Consider the following 17,855-nt stretch of genomic DNA (forward strand, 5'->3'; position numbering starts at 1 on the left):
TTAGAAGATCACGTTTACACCACCTGTTATCACCCGCACGTTAGGATACTGTATTCCCGGCTGCGTATAGTCGCTTACTTCCGGATCCAGCCCCTTGAATTTAGTCCAGGTAAATGCGTTCTGTGCATTCACATATACGCGGACGCTGGAAATAGTGCTGGTAAACATTTTCTTTGGCAGGGTATAGGATAACTGGATATTCTTCAGTCGCACGAAAGAAGCATTCTGTACCCAGAAAGTATTAGCCTGCGTGTTGTCTGTATTGGCAGCAGCGGTCAACCGCGGTATATTGGTGTTGGGATTGTCCGGCGTCCACGCGTTCAGGAAGTCGGCATTAATTTCACGGCCTGCACGGATACCGGTGGTATACCAGTTATCCTGGTAGTAACGGTTTACGCCACCCACACCCTGGAATAACAAGGCCAGGTCAAATCCTTTGTAACCTGCATTCAGGTTCAAGCCATAGTACCATTTAGGAATGGTATTACCCATGTTGATGCGATCATTACCATCCACCACGTGATCTCCGGTCATATCCACAAATTTCAGGTCACCCGGTTTGTTTGTTCCGGCAGTACGTTGTTTAGCCCAGGCTTTCACTTCATCATCGTTCTGGAAAATACCTGCTGTCTGTAAACCATACAGGGTGCCGATAGACCAGCCTTCTTTCAGTACTGAAGCACCATTGAGCGTACCAATGGCATTGCCCTGGTATTTCACCACTTTGTTGTTGATGTTGCTAACATTACCGGATATGCCGTATCTAAAGTCACCGGCTTTATTGTTGTAGCCTAAGGTCAGCTCCCATCCTTTGTTATCTACAATACCTACGTTCTGGAAAGGAGGCGTAAGGCCGCCATACAGCGACGACAGGTTCAAACGTACCAGGATATCGGAAGTACGGCGATTAAATACATCGAAAGTAAGGTTGAAATGATCGTTAAACAGGTTGGCGTCTAACCCCAGGTTGGAGGTCGTTGTTTTCTCCCACGTGATGTTGGGATTGGCCATCACCAAAGGCGCCAGGCCTGCGGAGATGGTACCGCCATAGTTATAGTTTACACCGGCAGAATACAGGCTCATGAAGGCATTCAGCGGGATACGGTCGTTACCCAGTTTTCCCCAGGAAGCACGCAGCTTTAAATTATTCACCCATCCCGGTATCGCGTTCTTGATAAAGGGTTCTTCTATTAAGCGCCATGCAGCAGAGAAGGAAGGATAAACGCCGTATTGCAGGCCGGAGCGGAATTTAGAAGACCCATCTCTACGGAGATTGGCTTCCAGCAGGTATTTACCTTTATAGTCGTAGTTGATACGTCCGAAGTAGGAAACAATTTTATAGATGTCGGAGGTCCCGCCAACTTTCGGTTGTTCCAATCCAGCGCCCAGTTCCCAGGTATTGTTGGTAGGGAAATTCTGTATGCTACCGGTAAACAGCGTCCCCCTGATAGATTCCGTGCTCATACCGGCCAGTACATTGATATGATGATCGGCGCCAAAATTCTTATTGTAGTTCAGTGTAGCGAAGTAGGTCAGGTGCAGGTTGGTACTATCCAGTTGTGCCAGGGTAGCGGGTTGCTGATCGAGCTGTTGTGCCACTGCATTCTTCTGAAAGTTCCACCTGTTCTGAATAGCGCCGGCTAAGGCATAACTTTTCTGGCCCATATTGAAATAGTCGCCGGCTCCGTTTACCTGTAATTTCAGGCCATCAATGATATTCCATTCGCCCCATACTTTGGCAAACGCACGTTGCTGGCGGTTGGGACGGGACCAGGTTTCCACGTATTGCAGAGGGTTATCCAGCTGTCCGTTTTCATCATCGGTATTGCGGCCACCGTAGCGGGTACCACTGGCATCCACCACTTTGGGTGTCATACCGGGTGTAGTACTGCCTGCAAGCGACAGTATGCTACCTACGTCCTGTGGTTCGCGACGTTCTTTCCAGGTTAAGGCGATGTTGGCGCCTACCTTAATTTTTTTGCTGATCTCCTGGTCTGCATTCAGGCGCATCATATACCTGTCCTGGCTGGTATTTTTAACGATACCATCATTATGCAGGTAGTCGAGCGACATATAATAGCTATTCTTTTCAGAACCGCCGGATACTGATACCGTATGGCCTGTCAGTTTTCCCTGTCCAAAAAGCACGTCCATCCAGTCGGTGTTGGGATACAGGGTTCTGTCGGTGGCATTTTTCCAGGCATCAATAGTAGCCTGTTTAAAAGGCATGGTATTGCTTGGATTATCTGCCGTGGCAACGCGGTTCATGAGTTGCATGTAGGTGGCATAGTCACTGACTACATTAAACAACCTGGTGGCTTTTTGTACGCCATAGTAGCCATTGTAGGATACCGTTGCTTTGCCTTTCCTTCCTTTTTTAGTGGTAATGAGCACTACGCCGTTCGCTGCCCGGGAACCGTAGATGGCTGCAGCGGAGGCATCTTTCAGTACCGAAATGCTTTCCACATCGGCCATGTTTACGTCGCTCATGCTGCTTTCAATACCATCTACCAGGATAAAGGGATCTGCATTATTCAGCGTACCTACGCCCCTGATGCGGATGGTAGCGTTTTCACGGCCCGGTTGTCCGGACGCCTGTGATACGCTTACGCCGGGCGCCATACCGCTGAGCGCGGTGCTCAGGTCAGTTACCGGGCGGCTTTGCATGGTTTTATCAAAATTTACGCTGGTAACAGCGCCGGATAGGTTTATTTTCTTTTGCACACCATACCCTACTACTACGGTTTCATTGAGACTGGTGGCGCTGGATTCCAGCTTTATTTTCAGATCTGTTTGATTATTAATGGCTATTTCCTTTTTATTATACCCTACGAAGCTGAATACCAGGGTATCTTTTTCCGCGGCATTGAGATGGAAGGAGCCATCGGGCCCTGTTACCGTACCGGTGCCGCTATGCTTAATTCCCACGGTTACGCCGGGAACGGTAGCGCCTTGTTCATCTCTGACAATTCCTTTGATTGATTTTTTTTCCTGGGCAATGGCTGTCTGAACTACACATATTCCCCATATGCATAGCGATGCCCCTAGCAGTTTTTTCATAAACGTGTTTTTATGTAAACGTTTGCATTAAAATGAATGAGACTACAAAATTCTGTTCACCTGATTGTTCACTGATCCTGCGTATTTCTCTAAAATGGAATTAAATTTAGATTTGGCTTTAAAAAGTTATAAATACCTGTTTGTAAATTACTTACGAAGCTATAAACACCGTTTTTCTCTCGTTATCTGCCCTAATAGATGGCCTGTTGAAATCAAAAATATCGAATTATTTGAGAATTACAAACGTTTGCATAAATATTTTCTGCCAGCGCAGATAACTTTGGCCGGAACAAGGCTATACAGATGATAGCGATTTAACATTTTATAATCCTTTCCTAACATGCCACCAACTGCCCTTTCAGCAGTATCAGCAAATAGTCAAAATCTCATCAAGGATTAATATTTTAGTATCACCAGCCAGAGCGCATATTTACTACTTTAGCTGTTATGAACACGTACTTACAAATTCATCCGAGTGACAACGTGCTGGTAGCTCTTCAGGATATACCGGCTGGAACCAGCATTTTATTCAACGGACACGACATTCAAACGCAGCAAAATATTTCCGCCAAACATAAATTTCTCATAGAAGACATACAGGCAGGTGATCCTATCACCATGTATGGTGTGCTGGTTGGTAAGGCCAATAAAACCATTTTGCAGGGAGAAAGCATCACCACCGAAAACGTGGTACACGATGCCAATGCTTTCCATGAAAAAGACGGCTCCCTGGAATGGCAGGCGCCCGATGTAAGCAAATGGAAAGACCGCAGCTTTATGGGCTACCACCGTAACGACGGACAGGTAGGCACCCGTAACTACTGGCTGGTTATTCCGCTGGTATTCTGTGAAAACAGGAATGTAAGCGTTATTAAAACCGCCTTCGAAAAAGGACTGGGCTTCGCTCCCGCAGAAGTATACAACGAACAGGTAACCGACCTGGTAAACCTCTACAAGGGCGGCAACCTGGATGCGGTAAAAAATTACGAAGCAGGGTCACTAACGGAAACGGATAAACGTAACCCGGTATTTCCTAACATAGATGGTATTAAATTCCTCACCCACGAAGGTGGTTGCGGCGGTACCCGCCAGGACTCAGACGCGCTATGCGCCCTGCTGGCAGGCTATATCCACCACTCCAACGTCGCGGGCGCTACTATCCTCAGCCTGGGTTGCCAGCACGCACAAGTGTCGATATTACAGGAATCCCTGAAAAAGCTGAATCCAAATTTTAATAAACCGGTACTGGTATACGAGCAACAAAAGAGCCCTTCTGAATTTGCGATGTTATCAGCCGCTATCAAAGATACGTTCCTCGCCCTGGTGGAAACCAACAAGCAAACCCGTCAGCCTGCCCCCCTTTCCAAACTGGTAATAGGACTGGAATGCGGCGGTTCTGATGGTTTTTCCGGCATTTCTGCCAACCCTGCGGTAGGCCATACCTCTGATCTGATCGTGGCACTGGGTGGTACTTCTATTCTCTCTGAGTTCCCCGAACTCTGTGGCGTAGAACAGGAGCTGATCAACCGCTGCCAGAACGATACCACTTCTGATAAATTTATCCGCATCATGCGGGCATATGAAAGCCAGGCCCAATCTGTAGGTTCCGGCTTCTATATGAACCCTTCCCCGGGAAATATCAAAGATGGTCTTATCACCGATGCAATCAAATCTGCCGGCGCAGCTAAAAAAGGTGGTACCTCCCCGGTTACAGACGTGCTCGATTATACTGAGTACGTTACCAAACCAGGGCTCAACCTCCTCTGCACCCCCGGCAACGATGTGGAATCTACCTCCGCAGAAGTAGGATCCGGCGCCAACGTAGTACTGTTTACCACCGGCCTGGGTACCCCTACCGGCAACCCAATTTCCCCGGTGGTGAAACTCGCTACCAATACCAAACTGGCTACCCGGATGAAAGATATCATCGATATCAATACCGGTACCATCATCAGTGGCGAACAAAGCATTGCTGAAATGGGTGAAGATATCCTGGAATTCGTCATCCGCACCGCCAGCGGCGAGGTGCACACCAAAGCAGAACAACTGCACCAGGACGACTTTATTCCATGGAAAAGAGGTGTTTCTCTCTAAACAAAACAAAAACTAATCATAATAAAAACGTCCGCGCAGCTGCACGGACGTTTTTTTGTTTTAGTAGTTGTGTTATAAAAAGTTATTAATCCAGTTTTACCTGCTCCATTTTAGGCGCAAACAGGTGCATTACCCCCCAGGCCAATAGGTAAGCCACGCCACACATAGTAAACAAAATATTATAGCCGATACCAATATTGCCGATCACCTTATAATGGTCCAGCATAGTACCAATAACTATCGGGAATAAAGTGCCTCCAATAGACCCCGCCATACCACCAATGCCTACCACAGAGCTCACCGCCCGCTTAGGGAACATATCAGAGGCTGTGGTGAAAATAGTGGCAGACCAGGCCTGATGCGCAGCGGTAGCCAGGCTAATTAAGCCGATAGCCAGCCATAGGCTGTTGGTATACTGTATCAACATAATAGGCACCACACAAAGCGCAAAAATCAGCATAGATACTTTACGCGCCCTGAACACCGGCCAGCCGGATTTAATCAGGTGGGACGACAGCCAGCCCCCGCCAATACTACCGAAACTGGTGATTGAATAAATGATAATAATTGGTAACCCAAGATTGGTTTTCATATTTACATGGAAGATAGATTCCAGGTATCCCGGCAACCAGAAAAGGAAAAACCACCATACCGGGTCAGTAAGCAACTTACCGAATACAAATGCCCAGGTTTGCCGGATACCCAGCAAATGGCCCCATTTCACCGGCTTAGGTTTTTCTACTTCTACTTCCTGGTCAGAGTGAATATGGTCGAATTCTGCCTTGGATAATTTTTTATGGCGACTCGGCACCTCATAGTAAAACCACCACAATATCAACCAGATAAAACCAATAGCACCGGTCCATACAAAAGCACTTCTCCAGCCATGATTCCTGGCCAGCCAGTATACCATCACCGGACCTACCACAGCTGCAATATTAGATCCCGAATTGAAAATACCCGTCGCTAACGCACGCTCTTTCTTGGGAAACCACTCCGCTGTAGCTTTGATAGCCGCAGGGAAATTACCCGCCTCACTTACTCCCAGTATCGATCTTACAAAGCCAAACCCCAATGTAGTGCGCACCAGTCCGTGTGCCATGGCAGATAAACTCCATACCACAATAGAAACACTGTATCCCAACTTGGAACCAATCTTGTCTACCAACGCACCGAAAAAAAGCAGCCCGATAGAATAGGCTGCAGAAAACACCATGACCAGGTTACTGAAATCTTTCTCCGTCCAGTTAAACTCCGACGACAAATCAGTTTTTAATAACCCCAGTACCTGCCTGTCTATATAATTGATGGTAGTGGCTACGAATAACAGTGCACACACCCGCCACCGATACTTACCTAAAGTTGTGGAATTCATTGTTGATGGAATTTATAAAATGCTTAAGTTACTTCATGGCACGGAGAATTGCAAACGTTTGCATTATTTTCTCTTTCAGCCCTTGCCAGTCCTTACTTTCAATGAGGGATTTAGACAGCAGGTTAGATCCCATACCTACGCATACCACGCCCGCATCAAACCAGGCGTCCATGCTTACCTGTGTGGGTTCTACTCCCCCGGTAGGCATAAATTTCAGGTTAGGGAATAATGGCATAATAGATCTTACATATCCCGGTCCCAGCACATTTCCCGGGAATAATTTCACCAGTTGCGCCCCATTTTTTTCCGCGACACTTATTTCGGTAGGCGTCATACAACCAGGTATCCACACAATATTTGCTTTTTTGCACCAGGCGGCTGTTTCCGGGTCTGTTACCGGGCATACAATAAAGTCGGCGCCCAGCGCTGCATAAGCCGCTGCATCTGAGGCCTGCTTGATAGTACCGATCCCCAGGTATAAATCAGGCATGGTGACTTGTTTACGGTCGCGCAGGATCTCAAAGTTTTTACGGGCATTCGCTCCCCGGCTGGTAAACTCAAATACACGCAAACCGCCATCATAACAGGCTTGCAATACCTCCAGGCAAATGTCTGCATCATCGTGGTAGAAAACAGGAATAATCCCGCTTTGCTCAAACGCAGCAATAATTACGTCAGGACTCGGTGCCATATGTTATATCAGTTTTATAATGTCTTCAGCGGAAGTGGTATTGAAATCCCCCTTCACAAAAAATTTAGAATAAGCAGCGGCGGCAGCATAGGAAATGATCTGCTGATCATCCAAACCCGCCAGCTGTGCATGTATCAATCCCGCCATGAAGCAATCGCCGCTTCCTACACGGTCCACCACATCATGGGTATCGTATTCACGGGAAATGCTTACCTGTCCGGCATGATAATAAAATGCGTAATAACGGTTATGCGTAGGGGCATCGCTGAAACGGAAGGTAAAGGCAATCCGCTTACAACGTGGAAAACGTTGGCTGATTTCTGCGGCTACCTTCTCTGCCTGTTCCAGGTATACCGCTTTGGTATTGGCTTCCAGCGCAACGGTATCCAGGGTGGTATCCAGCATATTGTTGGCCGCCCAGATATTCCCCATCACCACATCACAATATTGCACCAGCTCCGGCATTACGTCAACCGGTTTCTTGCCATATTGCCATAGCTTGCTGCGGTAATTAAGATCGGTGGAAATAATCAGTCCTTTCCTGCTGGCTGCCTGTAATATCTCCCGGCAAATGTCTACCGCATCAGGATTCAATGCAGGCGTAATAGCGCTCCAGTGAAACCATTCGGCATCGCCCAGCAAGGCCTCCCAGTTGACAGTGCCCGGAGTGATCCGGCTAAATGCCGACCAGGCCCGGTCGTATACCACCTCTGCATGCTTCAGGTCACTGCCCTGCGCCAGGTAATAAATACCTATGCGCTCGCCTCCCCACAGCATCCGGTCGGTATGAATACCTAAATGGCTCAACTGCTGCAATACATCTCTTGATAAGCCATTTTCAGGCACTTTACTGATATAGGCTACGTCGGTACCCCAATTGGCCAGCGCCGCGGCTACATTTGCTTCTGCCCCGCCTACATAGATAGCAGCAGTATGCTGTGACAGCTCAGGCGACAAGCGTAATAATATTTCCCCGAATGTGATGACTTTTACCGGTTTCATTAAAATCCAAAATATGCTTTTGCGTTATTGTAACAAATATCCTGTACCATCTTTCCCAACCAGGCAACATCATTCGGTAGCTCTCCCTGCTCCACATCATTGCCCAACAGGTTGCACAAAATACGGCGAAAATATTCATGCCGGGAATAAGATAGAAAACTTCTGGAATCCGTGAGCATTCCCACAAAACGGCTCAACAATCCCATATTGCTCAATGTGTTCATTTGTTTTTCCATGCCATCTTTCTGGTCCAGGAACCACCAGCCCGACCCGTATTGGATTTTACCGGGTATGGTGCCGTCCTGGAAATTGCCGGCCATGGTAGCAAATACTTCGTTATAAGCCGGGTTCAGGTTATATACAATGGTTTTAGCCAGTTGATCGGATTTATCCAGCGTATCAAAAAAACTGCTCATCGCGTCGGCCACATTCCAGTCGCCAATGGAGTCTACGCCGGCATCTGCACCAATACGCTGCAGTAGACGGGAGTTGTTGTTGCGGATGGCGCCCACATGAAACTGCTGGGCCCAGCCCCTGGCATGATTCCAGCGGCAAACCGCCAATAGTACGGCCGTTTTAAATTGTGCATTTTCATGCGGCGTGACAGCCTGTTGCTGGCGCGCCCGCTGGAAAATGGTATCCAGTTCGGTAACGCTGGCAGGCGTGAAGTAGAAGGTGTTCAACCCATGATCACTCAATCTGCCACCTGCTTCATGAAAATAAGTATGCCGGCTTTCCAGCGCTTCCAGCAGCTCATCGAACTTGTGGATGTCTTTATTAGTTACGGCCGACAGCTGATCTACAAACTGGTTGAAGGTAGCTGGATTATCTACTGCCATGGCCCGGTCGGGGCGGAAAGTAGGCAGCACACGGGTACCAAAAGGCTGTTTAGCAATAGCTCGGTGATGCTCCAATGAATCTACCGGGTCATCGGTAGTACACAAAGCCTCTACTTTATAGTGCTGCAACAAAGACTGGGTGCTTAATTGCGGTAATTGTGCATTACAATCCCGGTAAATTTTCTCCGCGGTTTGCTCGCTTAGCAGGTCAGTCACCCCAAACGGATTTTTCAGCTCCATATGCGACCAGTGGTACAACGGATTCCGTATGGTATACGGCGCTGTAGCGGCCCAGTGGCGGAATTTGGTATAGTCATCGGCGCTTCCCGTAATAAATTCTTCCGAAACACCATTGGCGCGCATGGCCCTCCATTTATAGTGATCTCCTTTCAGCCAGATCGCGTACAGGTTATCAAATGTTTTATTGCTGGCTATTTCATCCGGTGGCAGGTGGTTGTGGTAGTCGATAATGGGCATGGAGGCCGCGTAATCGAAATACAACCGTTTAGCCGTTTCTGTTTGTAGTAAAAAATCCGCTGATAAGAACGCTCTCATAACGATGAATATTTATCTATGCTACAATTGAATAAATGCTTTTACACCTTTGCTTTTTAACGCTATCAGCAAATCCGTTACCTGCTCTGCAAAACCCGGGATCGTGGTCAGATCGACCTCCCACAGGCGCTTGTCGCTGCAAATACCGTTTACCATGGTGGCCGTATGCTGTTCCTGCCACCACGCCGCAAAGATAGCGGCATTGTCGTCTGTAATGGTATAGCTTTCTCCATCTCTGGCGCCAATATACTTCCCGTCTTCCTGCTTTTCTGGTCGCAAAAACAGCAGCATCGCAGCAAATCCCAGGCAGAGGTAAGGCGGTAAGGACTGGAATTGCTCGTGATAGCGCAACAATGTACGCACATTGCGTGCATTCATCTTCGAGCTCTCCTGGAAGGTGATGCTGATCAGTTTATGTGCAATAAAGGGGTTGGCAAAACGATCCAGCACTTCCGGCGCAAAGGCAGTAGCAGTAGGACAATCGGCGGCAATGGTAGGCAGGATTTCGCGCAATACTACTTCCTGGAAGAAATGCTGCATATAATTATCCTGCATGGCTTCATACACGGTATTTAAGCCCGACAGGAAAGCCAGTGGCACGGCGGCCGTATGGCTGCCATTCAGGAGCCGGAGCTTTTGCTCCCGGTAAGGCGTAATACTGTCAGCAATCAACATCCGGTTGTCGGCCTGATAGAAAGATAATGCGGTACGGATATCATCGCCGCCTTCTATGGCCCACAACAAGTAAGGCTCTACTTCTATCCACAGCTGGTCGGTATAACCGGCTTTCTCGTTGATTTCGGCCAGGTTACGGGGCTTGCCCGGTACAATACGGTCTACCAGTGAATTACAGAACTGATTTTCGTGTTGTATCCAGTCGGTAAACGCCTTTGGCATCTCGTTGTAGGCTGCCAGCTGTAATACAATGTCTTTTAACAACCGGCCGTTGTCTACCACCAGTTCCGTAGGTACAATCACAAAGCCGGTGTGGGCTTTTCCCTGGAAGTGGTTGTACCGCTCCCATAGTACGGCCAGCAGCTTGCCCGGGTAAGATTCAGGTACCCCGGTAGCTATCTTTTCGGGGACATATTGAATGCCCACTTCTGTGGTATTGGAGACAATTATTTGCATGGCAGGCTCATGCACTGCCAGCAAAATCTCCTGCCATTGTGCATTCGATTGCAAAACCCGGCTAACAGAAGCATTAATCAGTACCTTATCTACCAATTCCCCCTGGGAAACACCTTTGATATGCGTGGTATACAAATTATCCTGGCTGGAAAAATCATGGGTATCGCCATCGGTGGATTTCACCACTACGACCCTTCCCTCGAAAATGCCCTGCTTATTGGCCTGATCTACCAGGTAATCGACCAGTCCACGCAATAGCACGCCGGTGCCAAATTGCAGGATCTTTTCCGGGTAGCTGAATATCGCTGCTGTAACGCCGTACTCCGGTCGTTTTAATATAAAATCTTTGTTTAATATAGGAAGCATCATAACGGATTTATGCCCAAAAGGTGGCTAAAACTAATAAATATATTATTCACAATTAAGAAATTATAGCTCCCGGTGAAATAATCACCCATCCGGGTCATTATATAGTCAGAATCAATCACCACATTGTCAGGATCAATACCCGGTAGCTGGTCGATGACCGGAATTTAAGTAATTTTGCATCCTTAAACTATTTCAAATGAGCAAGCATGGTAAAGTACTGGTAGCCATGAGCGGTGGTATAGACAGTACTGTTACAGCGCTGATGTTGCATGAGCAAGGGTATGAAGTGGTGGGTATCACCATGAAGACCTGGGACTATGCATCTGCAGGTTCCAGTAAAAAGGAAACCGGCTGCTGTAACCTGGATTCTTTTAACGATGCCCGCGCGGCGGCGGTACATCACGGTTTTCCACACTTTGTGCTGGACATCCGCGATGAGTTCGGTGATTTTGTGATCAATAACTTTGTCGATGAATATATTGCAGGACGTACACCTAATCCCTGTGTGCTTTGCAATACCCATATAAAATGGCGCGCCCTCATGAAACGCGCCGATGCCATGGACTGCGAATTTATTGCAACAGGTCACTATGCCCAGATCCGCCAGCACGACAACGGCCGTTATGTGATCAGCAAAGGTATCGATGAAACCAAAGACCAGAGCTACGTGCTCTGGGGCATCCAGCAAGACGTACTGTCACGTACCCTCCTGCCACTCGGCACCTACCGCAAAACCGCCATCCGGCAAATGGCCTTCGATTTCGGCTACCCCGAACTCGCCAAAAAAGCAGAAAGCTATGAGATCTGCTTCGTACCGGACAACGACTACCGCGGATTCCTGAAACGTAAAGTAGACGGACTGGAAGAAAAGGTAAATGGTGGTAACTTTGTATTAGCAGATGGCACTATTGTTGGTCATCATAAAGGGTATCCTTTTTATACAGTAGGACAACGGAAAGGACTCGATATTGCGCTCGGCCGCCCGGTATTCGTTACCGAAATTATCCCCGAAACCAATACCGTAGTACTGGGAAACGAAGATGAACTGCAAAAAAGCGAAATGTTTGTAAGCGGTATCAACATGGGTAAATACGAAACCATCCCCGACGGCATGGAATCCATTACCAAAATCCGCTACAAAGACAAAGGCGCACTCAGCAACCTTTACAACGAAAACGGACAGGTGAAAGTGAGCTTTTATGAAAATGTAAAAGGCATCGCCCCCGGGCAATCAGCCGTTTTCTACGAAGGCGATGATGTAATAGCCGGAGGAATTATCCAACGCGGTGCGTCGATTTTAAAGTGATTAATTTCATAAGATAGATAAAGAAAAAGGTGGGGAGAGGGATCTTCTCACCTTTTTTGTTGGGTGCGCTCTTCTTCTATTAATTTTCTTACCAGCGAGATAAAATCAACTTTTGTTAAAATTAATGAGGCTTGTTCCTCTCCTAAATCAAAGATTACATCTTGTTGATTGGATTCCATATAGGCATTTACTCGACGCCACGTACTAACTTCCTCTTTAGAGAATGGCATCTTCTCAAATAGCATATTGGCTAGCGAATGGAATTTCCCTGCATGTAAGAAAACGATGATTCTTTCGAAACTAGCTCGTTCTTCTGTTGAAAGTTCTAACCCCTTAAAATACGGTAATAAACGAACCAACACTGATACGAAATATTCAATTTTGTCCTGATAGTTTTTTGCGATTGCTGCAACTAAACTTAACGCAACTAAACGAAATGCCACTATCGTTAGAAAATATGAATTGTTTAATTTCACATTTTTATCAGATGTAGTAATCTTTTTTGCAGTTTGACTCCAAAAGGCTTCTGAAAGTAGTTCCAAATTTGTTTCAATAAACAACCAAAGCCTATCTTTTTCAGCAATGCTTACAAATCTGCGCGACGATGCTATTTTTTGAAGAACATCGAGTTTTTTTTCTCTTAATGTCTCACGTAATAGCTGATAAAACTCATCCTCTGTTAAATCAATATTCGAGGCAACATAATCTGGAGTACTCTCTTTCAATAGGAATTTAGTCTCAGGATCGAGATCTTTAAAAAACGTATAAACGTGCCCGTATGTCTCCAATACATTATTCGCCAACATCCCCTTCTTCGCTTTCTCAATATAATCCTTCACTCGCCGCTCTATTTCATCTTTATCACACCATGCCTCCAAAAACTTAACCAGCCATACAACCCGATTCCTATCCTGCTTTCTCCCATATCTCATCAAATACCAGATATTAAAGAATCTTTCCCGCAACAGGTAAATATGATTCTTGGTTTTGGTAGCTCGTTTCTCAATTACCTGGTTCTTCTCTAACTGTCGTAACTGTGCAGACACCAGTTTACTATCCAGCCTGGTTTGTTTCGCCAGGTCCTTTACGCTCACCGCTTCCCAATGCAGGGCCACTGCATCCACGATCTTTTGTTGCTGTGCGGGCAGGTCATCCATGCGATGCTTGTATAAAGGCGTTACTGCATCCAGCACCTGTTCCAGGTCGCTCAGTGCGGTGCCGTGTTCATGATCTACAAACACCTGGAATAATAATACCATGGTTCTGGGTACGCCACCAGACAAGGTGCGCAGCGTAGTAATGCGTGACGGGCTATTTTTAATAATCCTTTCAATCTTAGCTTCTTCATGATGCAGTACAGCCAGCTGCCTTAGTAACGCAATACTTTCCTCATCTGTCAAGCCTTTCAGCTGGATCACTTTGAAAAACTCAAACAGTGGTTGCTGGTAGTCCAATATACTTTCCAGTACCACCGGCGATCCGGCTATTAACCGGAAATGAGGAATAGTTTGCAGTATTTCTCTTAACCGCCGTACTTCCAGGTCATCGAACTTGGCCAGCAGCTGGCCAATATTGTCAATAAATAGAATGACCTTCTTCTTATGCCGATCCAGGTGATGGATCAGTACTTTTAATGCTGCTTCTTCGTAGTTGTCTTGCTGTATGAACGGGATTATTTCATTCGTGATACCATCAAAGCCATGGTAATCTTCCAGGTATTCGGCTATTCTTTCCCATAGATTCCCTAATTCCCCGATATTATATTGCTCTTCGCTGAATATAACAGGGATCAGCCATTTAGATAATTTCGCATCATCCTCTACGGCATACTTTAATCTTAGTAACATGGTAGTTTTTCCGGCTCCGCGCTGTCCCAGTAACAGGTAATGCTGTTCTGGAGTGGTCATTTTACCTGTTTTGATATCCGCCATAATCTCGTCAAAAATCTTGGTACGGATTACAAATTCAGCAATAAAATCAGCCTTGTTCTTTCGGTCCGGATTATACAATAGAATGCTCATAACTAACAAATAAATCGCTCCCACCATCGTTTTAGGATGGGCGAGTTAAAAAGGTAGACGCCTTGCGCGGTATTAAAATGGATGTACCCGTCGTACATCAGGTTCTCTATGATTTTCCTGTACTCAACTTCCTGCTCGTACTGCGCCGCCAGTTCCAGGCAATCTCTTTTGTTCAGGAGATGCTTTTCTGCTAACGCTTTGAGCAATGCATCCGCATACTTAAACGCCCCATTCTTGAAATGTGTTCTTAAACGGGAGTAATAGTGATCAAAATGATTCTTATGCCTCAAACTTAATAATTCTTCGATAGCATTTTCCACAATTTCTGCTGTCACCTCCGTATGCGCCTGGGTGGCCTGGATAATCTCCTGTACAATCAACTGAATGTGAAAGGGGATGTACCATTGCAGGATATCCTTCAATGCGCTGATAGCGCCTGGATGCAGCGTCCGGCTATTATAGGCCAGCAACTTGCCAAACAGGTCAATCGCCTCCTGTTCTGACAACGGCTCCACTTCAATAGACGCCAGGTCGTTGATAGTAGCAGTAGCATTAATGGAAGAAACGGTCTGATTAAGTCCAATCGAACCGGTATATATAAATCTTACTTTCCTGGAAATCACCGGGTCTATCCTCAATTCGCGCTTCCGTTGAAGAAAATTAACAGCGGCTTCAGTATCCTTGTTCCGGATATTTTCTATTGTCTGTGGAAACTCGTCGATCAATAATACCAGTTCAGATTCTTCCACGCTGGCATACGCCGTTAAAAAATGCAGGAACTCTTCGTAATAATCACGCACAGCAGCTTCCTGGTTGAATTCCAGGGCAGCATTAAAAAGTTTGATGCTTTTTATTTTCTGGAAAATACGGTTGGTCTTATCTTCCAGGCCTGATTTTAATTTAAGGGATCTGGAAATTTTGGGATCGTTAACTATTCCTTCCAGGATCTTCTTATAAAAGTGTGAGGCATCAGCCACGCTCTCTGTATCTACATATACATAGTGCCTTTCTTCAATACTATTGTCTAGCAAAAACCATAAGATAGAGGTTTTTCCTACCCTACGGGGAGCTGTGATCTGTATATTATTTCCATTAGATAGCGCCCTGGTAACTTTCTCTACCTCACGGCTACGCTGATAAAAATTTTCTCCCCGGGCTGGAAGTCCAATAACGTTTTTCATGACAATAGAATTTTTGTCAAAGTAAATGACAAAAATTCTATTGTCAAAATTTTTGACAATAATTTTATTGTTAAACTAGCAACCTGCTGATTACGAAAGCCTTACCGCATACATCGTATCCGCTCCCTTGTCATACCCTGCAATCACCCCACCGGCCTGCCGGCGTAAATCACTCATACTTTCTATATAGCTCACCACTTCTTCATTCTCCTGTTTAAATACGGAACAGGTAATGTAAATCAAACTACCTCCTTTTTTCAGGAACGGCACTACATTATGAGCAATCTTTTGCTGTAGTTGCTGGTACTTCCCGATCTCTTCAGTTTTAAAAAAACTAATGCTTTCGGGAGTACGTCCCCAGGTACCGGAGCCACTGCAGGGCGCATCCAGTATAATGCCATCAAATTGCTGATGCCCCATAGACGCAGCGAAGCCGGGCGCGGTAAGGTCAGCAACCCGGGCATCATAGTGTTTGATACCCGCTGCGGCGAAGCGCTGCTGCAGGTTTTCCAGGATAGAGCGCCTTACATCAGATACCATTAATTGTACGCCTGGCTGCTGATCTTTCAGGAGAATAGACTTTCCCCCACTGGCAGCACAGCAATCCCACCAACGCTGCCCGGCAGCGGGCAAAAAGAGCGCCCCGGTTTGCTGGCTCGAAGCATCCTGTACCTCGTACCAGCTCTTCTCTGTTACAATGGTTTCTATCTTAGTGCCATTGGGTAAAGCAATGGTAGTATTGTTGGCAAACACCTCATATGCTATACCCGCCTTATCCAGCAGTGCTTTTACCTTATCCAGCTTCTGCTGACGCACCCGTATAAATAAGCGGGGCTGGGTCAGCATCGTATAAGCGTAAGCGTTAGCATCAATGGAATCAGACAAGGAAGTGATCAGCGGAAAGAGGGCATCGGGCGTTAGTGGCACCGGTAATAATACTGCCTTTTCAGATAATGGCAACGAAGCCCGCTCATTCCAATCGGGTTGCAATGCCGCGAGAAAATCGTTGGGCGCGGTTTCACACAAAAATGTTCCTGCAATAATACGTTCCTTTAAGGGAAGCGCTTTTCCCCAATGTCCTAACCGGAAATAATGATATACCAACTGTGATATCCAGCGCCGGTCGCGCCCACCCATATAAGGATGTTCCTTGAAAAAAGATTTCAGGAAGTGATGTAATGGCAGGCTGCCGGTATAGGCGCCAATAATTTTTTCTGCGGATGCTAAATAATTTTCCCAACGGGTCATACGCGAAGATACAGCTTCTGTCAACGCCAGCCCATAGCAGTCACATGCCCTATTTTCAATCACTGTTATTTAACTTCCTAAACTATACCCAATCATGAAACGATTCCACCCCTTTCTGTCACTGGCAGCAACTACTTATTTACTGTTCACATTTTCCTGTAGCAAGATACCACCACAATATGCCTGTAATACGCCGGTCAAACGCGTAACGGTATACGACACGGCTACCGGCATTATTAGTTTTGTAAGGCACTATACGTACACGTCACAACTCCAGGTAGACAGTATCATCGATACTGAAAACAGCCATCATCCCACTGTGCCCACTATCTATGTCATGCAGTATAACGTGCAACATCAGCTGACTAATGTACAATTCAGCGGCCCCGGCGGCGTGTATAATATCCAATACAACTATGCCAATGGCAATATATCCGGTATTGCTTCCCCACTGTTTGTGGCCACTAACTATGCCTATTCGTTTATAAGAAATATTCCCTGGTATAATGGGTCTACGCCTACACTGCTGGTAAGCAATGGTCATTCCAAGCTAAGAGAAATTGCCTGGTTCATGAATGCCAACACGCCCGCCAATGCGGATTCTATCATCACTTCCTCCCGGTATCAAAATTCTGTACAGGAAAGCAGGTATTACTATACATACAGCCAGCAGCTCAATCCGGAATATGAGGCCTTTCGTGCAGGATGGTTTTATGCGTACAGCATTAATCAGCATTTCCCACTGCAATCGGACCCGGCAGCTACCAGCCTGCATTTACCGGCATCCAGCAGCAATTTACTATGGAGTATGCCACCATCAAGCATTACTACCTATAGTTTTGTAAAAGATCACTGTGGCAGGGTGATAAAAGTATACGCCCAGCAAAATGGCGCTACCAGGTTGTGGAAAAGCTATCAATATTATTGATGGGTAAAAACGAAGGCGGAGATAAAAGCAATCCCTGCTTTCATCTCCGCCTTCA

At 46.4% G+C, this 17,855-nt stretch carries 12 protein-coding genes; 3 read left to right on the top strand and 9 right to left on the bottom strand.

Annotation, left to right across the window (positions count from 1 at the left end; genetic code table 11):
* Positions 1 to 3,060 (bottom strand): SusC/RagA family TonB-linked outer membrane protein, encoded by a 3,060-nt coding sequence (locus HGH91_RS16600; RefSeq protein WP_168739916.1) that lies wholly within the window; start codon positions 3,058 to 3,060, stop codon positions 1 to 3.
* 447 nt (positions 3,061 to 3,507) lie between these two features.
* Here HGH91_RS16600 and HGH91_RS16605 point away from each other — a divergent pair, with 447 nt between their 5' ends.
* Positions 3,508 to 5,154 carry a UxaA family hydrolase gene (locus HGH91_RS16605; protein ID WP_168739917.1) on the top strand — a complete coding sequence of 549 codons (1,647 nt, stop codon included), beginning with the start codon at positions 3,508 to 3,510 and terminating at the stop codon, positions 5,152 to 5,154.
* Between the two features lie 85 nt (positions 5,155 to 5,239).
* Here HGH91_RS16605 and HGH91_RS16610 read toward each other — a convergent pair whose 3' ends face one another.
* The 5 genes from HGH91_RS16610 to HGH91_RS16630 are packed head-to-tail and all read right to left on the bottom strand — an operon-like array spanning position 5,240 to position 11,113.
* Complete coding sequence (locus HGH91_RS16610) at positions 5,240 to 6,529, bottom strand: MFS transporter (RefSeq protein ID WP_168739918.1); 1,290 nt, start codon at positions 6,527 to 6,529, stop codon at positions 5,240 to 5,242.
* A gap of 28 nt (positions 6,530 to 6,557) precedes the next feature.
* Complete coding sequence (locus HGH91_RS16615) at positions 6,558 to 7,220, bottom strand: bifunctional 4-hydroxy-2-oxoglutarate aldolase/2-dehydro-3-deoxy-phosphogluconate aldolase (protein WP_168739919.1); 663 nt, start codon at positions 7,218 to 7,220, stop codon at positions 6,558 to 6,560.
* Positions 7,221 to 7,223: 3 nt separating this feature from the next.
* Complete coding sequence (locus HGH91_RS16620; RefSeq protein ID WP_168739920.1) at positions 7,224 to 8,222, bottom strand: sugar kinase; 999 nt, start codon at positions 8,220 to 8,222, stop codon at positions 7,224 to 7,226.
* Positions 8,222 to 9,616 (bottom strand): glucuronate isomerase, encoded by a 1,395-nt coding sequence (gene uxaC / locus HGH91_RS16625; RefSeq protein ID WP_168739921.1) that lies wholly within the window; start codon positions 9,614 to 9,616, stop codon positions 8,222 to 8,224. The genes HGH91_RS16620 and uxaC overlap by 1 nt, the downstream gene beginning before the upstream one ends.
* Before the next feature lie 21 nt (positions 9,617 to 9,637).
* Positions 9,638 to 11,113, bottom strand: coding sequence for a tagaturonate reductase (locus HGH91_RS16630; protein ID WP_168739922.1), 1,476 nt, complete (start codon positions 11,111 to 11,113; stop codon positions 9,638 to 9,640).
* A gap of 199 nt (positions 11,114 to 11,312) precedes the next feature.
* Here HGH91_RS16630 and mnmA point away from each other — a divergent pair, with 199 nt between their 5' ends.
* A complete protein-coding gene (mnmA, locus tag HGH91_RS16635; RefSeq protein WP_168739923.1) occupies positions 11,313 to 12,422 on the top strand; it encodes a tRNA 2-thiouridine(34) synthase MnmA in 1,110 nt (369 codons plus the stop codon).
* A gap of 47 nt (positions 12,423 to 12,469) precedes the next feature.
* Here mnmA and HGH91_RS16640 read toward each other — a convergent pair whose 3' ends face one another.
* The 3 genes from HGH91_RS16640 to HGH91_RS16650 all read right to left on the bottom strand — a co-directional run bounded on the left by HGH91_RS16640 (position 12,470) and on the right by HGH91_RS16650 (position 16,872).
* Positions 12,470 to 14,443 (bottom strand): hypothetical protein, encoded by a 1,974-nt coding sequence (locus HGH91_RS16640; protein ID WP_168739924.1) that lies wholly within the window; start codon positions 14,441 to 14,443, stop codon positions 12,470 to 12,472.
* A gap of 2 nt (positions 14,444 to 14,445) precedes the next feature.
* Positions 14,446 to 15,624: an AAA family ATPase gene (locus tag HGH91_RS16645; protein WP_168739925.1), complete on the bottom strand. Its 1,179-nt coding sequence runs from the start codon at positions 15,622 to 15,624 to the stop codon at positions 14,446 to 14,448.
* Between the two features lie 90 nt (positions 15,625 to 15,714).
* Entirely contained in the window at positions 15,715 to 16,872 is a 1,158-nt protein-coding gene (locus tag HGH91_RS16650; protein WP_168739926.1) for an RsmB/NOP family class I SAM-dependent RNA methyltransferase, read from the bottom strand.
* 94 nt (positions 16,873 to 16,966) lie between these two features.
* Between HGH91_RS16650 and HGH91_RS16655 the strand changes: the two genes are divergently transcribed.
* Complete coding sequence (locus HGH91_RS16655; protein WP_168739927.1) at positions 16,967 to 17,800, top strand: hypothetical protein; 834 nt, start codon at positions 16,967 to 16,969, stop codon at positions 17,798 to 17,800.
* Positions 17,801 to 17,855: the final 55 nt, after the last annotated feature.

The organism is Chitinophaga eiseniae (genome assembly GCF_012641265.1).
GTDB classification, from domain to species: Bacteria; Bacteroidota; Bacteroidia; order Chitinophagales; family Chitinophagaceae; genus Chitinophaga; species Chitinophaga eiseniae_A.